At 39.1% G+C, this 2,914-nt stretch carries 2 protein-coding genes and 1 pseudogene; all 3 read left to right on the top strand.

What is annotated here, in order from left to right; translation table 11 throughout:
* Nucleotides 1-1,107 (top strand): annotated as a pseudogene (locus JKG61_RS22655) (SusC/RagA family TonB-linked outer membrane protein); the annotation flags it as partial.
* Between the two features lie 83 nt (nt 1,108-1,190).
* Nucleotides 1,191-2,519, top strand: coding sequence for a RagB/SusD family nutrient uptake outer membrane protein (locus JKG61_RS22650; protein ID WP_202105285.1), 1,329 nt, complete (start codon nt 1,191-1,193; stop codon nt 2,517-2,519).
* 24 nt (nt 2,520-2,543) lie between these two features.
* The coding region (locus JKG61_RS22645) for a hypothetical protein (RefSeq protein WP_202105284.1) at nt 2,544-2,914 on the top strand (371 nt) is incomplete at its 3' end.

The raw sequence follows: 2,914 nt of genomic DNA, 5'->3' as shown, positions 1-2,914 counted from the left end.
AATGTGAGTAGTTCATCGGCGTATATTACGTCAAAAATAGAAGCTAGACCATTTGTTTTTACAAATAGAATTTATCAGACAATTACCAATCCGCCGAACCCTCAATTGAGTTGGGAGAACGTTAGGATGTCTAATCTAGCAGTCGACTTTTCGGTTTTTAATAATCGATTATCGGGTTCTGTTGAGCATTACTTCAAGAAGGCAACGGATTTATTGAGTTCCGAACCTATTAATCCATCCTCAGGCGTGACGACTTTGTACGGCAACTGGTCCTCATTAAAGGGATCGGGTTGGGATTTGAACCTGACGAGTAAGAATATTCAATCGAGGGATATATTATGGCAGTCTGATCTGATTCTTTCCTATACCAATGAGAAAGTGACGGATTATAAATTAAGGCCTAATTCGGATGTGAATTATTTAACAAGTAATCTGGGGCAATACCCTATAGAGGGAAAGCCCCTCTATGGAATGTATTCTTTTGCTTCGGCGGGTTTGGATGCTACTGGTCAGCCACAGGGTTATTTCGATGGTACTTTATCGCAGGATTATACGAATATTTACAATAATACGAGGTTGGATGATTTTGTCTACCATGGTCGTGCTACCCCAAGTCTGTTTGGTTCTATTCGTAATACTTTTCAGTATAAGGCGTTGGATCTTTCTTTTAATATCTCAGCCCAGTTCGGTTACTATGTGCGTCGCCAAGGGTTGAATTATGGTTCGTTGTATGCGGTATCATCTTATAATAGCTTGCCATTTCAGTACGATTACCTGAACCGTTGGCAGCAGGCAGGTGATGAGTTAAGTACGCACGTTCCAGCAGCTGTATACCCTGCAGTAGCCAATCGGGAGACTTTTTATAACATGACAGAGCATCTGGTTGAGCGTGGTGATCATATCCGTTTGCGGGATATTCGACTAGCCTATACCGTTAAGTTGCCTCGTGTTGGTTTGTCTTCGCTGCAGGTTTACGGCTATGCGAATAATCTAGGGGTATTATGGGCTGCTAACAAGCTGGGCTTTGATCCAGATGCAGTTTATGAGAATGCGATGGTTTATCCTGCCGTGCGTACTTATTCGTTGGGTGTGAGTTTGAATTTTTAAGAAGGACAGAATCGTAAAGTTTTTAGATTTCTCCACTTCGGTCGAAATGACGAACGAGGGAGGCTAGAATTAAAAATAAAGAAATGAACAAATTTATTATATTTTTTATCGTTATGGGCTGCTTGTCCTGTGGCGATGGATTCTTGGATGTGAAGCCAAGTTCCAATACGGTCGTGCCGACGACATTAGATGACTTTGAGCAATTGCTCAATTATGGCAACCTGGTTTATGCTTATCCAGATATGTTAGATGTACTTGCGGATGATTATTACTTGGAGGAGGCGTATTGGAAAACACAATTTAATTATTTACCCATTGTAGCAAATGCTTATATCTGGGCCGATGATATTTTTGAGACTATCGAGTCGGATTATCAGAACTGGGAGAAGATGTATGCACAGGTATTTTATGCTAATGTGGTATTGGAAGGGATAAATAATATTCAGCTTAACGCTAAAAATATAAGACAGCATAATCAGGTGCAGGGTACAGCGTTATTTCTGCGCGCTTGGGCTTTGTATAATTTGGCGCAATTATATGCACCGGCATATAAAGAATCCACAGCTTCCAGAGATTTAGGGGTACCGATACCATTGCTATCCGATGTCAATGAGAAGGTAAAGCGAAACTCCGTAGTAGAGGTCTATCACCGAATTCTGACTGATTTAGAAACGGCTATTTCTTTAGTGCAGGCAGAGGTAGATTTTGGACGTCCCTCCAAAGCTGCAGTTTATGCGCTGCGCGCAAGAGTCCTTCTAGCAATGGGCATTTATGAGGAAGCATTGGATATGGCTACTAAATCTATAAATGTGCACGATGCGCTAGTAGATTTGGATGGAGAAGAGCTTGATTATAAGAAGACCTTATATATGGGGTTTGAAACTAATGGTCCTTTTATTCAGTCGAACAATCAGAATATTCAGATCAAACAAGATCTTTTCGATAGTTATGATTTGAATGATCTGAGACGGTCATTCTTTAAGTTCAATGCGCAAGGGAATCCCTATTATGTCAGTCAATATAAGATTGGCAATTTGTTTTTTAGAGGGTTGGATACAGATGAGCAGTATCTGATCAAAGCCGAATGTGAAGCGCGATTAGGAGATAAAGATCAGGCAATGGCTACATTGAATCATTTGTTAAAGCATGTTCATAGTTCCTACGTGGATAAAACAGTTGTCACAAAAGAGGAGGCTTTAAATATCATACTGCAAGAGCGCAGAAAACAATTGGTTTTTCGTGGATTGCGATGGTCGGACCTGAAACGCTATAATCGAGATGGTGCTAACATTAGCTTGACTCGAATCTTAGGTGAAAAGAGTTATACATTGCCGGCTAATAGCCTTAAATGGCTGTTTCCCATACCAAGCAATGAGATTAAAATATCTGGAATCCCTCAGAATATCAGATAGCTGTTAACTTTTTAAACGATTATTATGAGAGTAATATTATTAGTAGTATTTATACTATGCCAAATAGATTCATTCAAATTATTTGCCCAAAGCAAAGCGCAAATATTTGTACATGCTCCAGTATTAAGTTTAGTTGATAGTATGAAGCTGTATTCGCAAAAAGAACGTATTGTAGAATCGTTCCGAAATCCTTACCGAACACTAATTGCTTCAAATAAAGATGGAATTTACAGTTTTGAATTAGATTCATTGGATGTCTGGACTTGGATTAATATGAATTTATCATTTCAAAAGTTAGGTGGAATTGAAGTGCCAAATATTATGGAAGAAATGTTAGTCGAAGTTGATGATAGTGTGCATGTTAAACTGAAACCTAAAAGAGGAATGTTTTTTTC

It is taken from the genome of Sphingobacterium faecale, assembly GCF_016746095.1.
GTDB classification, from domain to species: domain Bacteria; phylum Bacteroidota; class Bacteroidia; order Sphingobacteriales; family Sphingobacteriaceae; genus Sphingobacterium; species Sphingobacterium faecale.
Note: the sequence above shows the minus strand (reverse complement) of the source record. Positions and strands in the feature narration are given on the sequence as shown.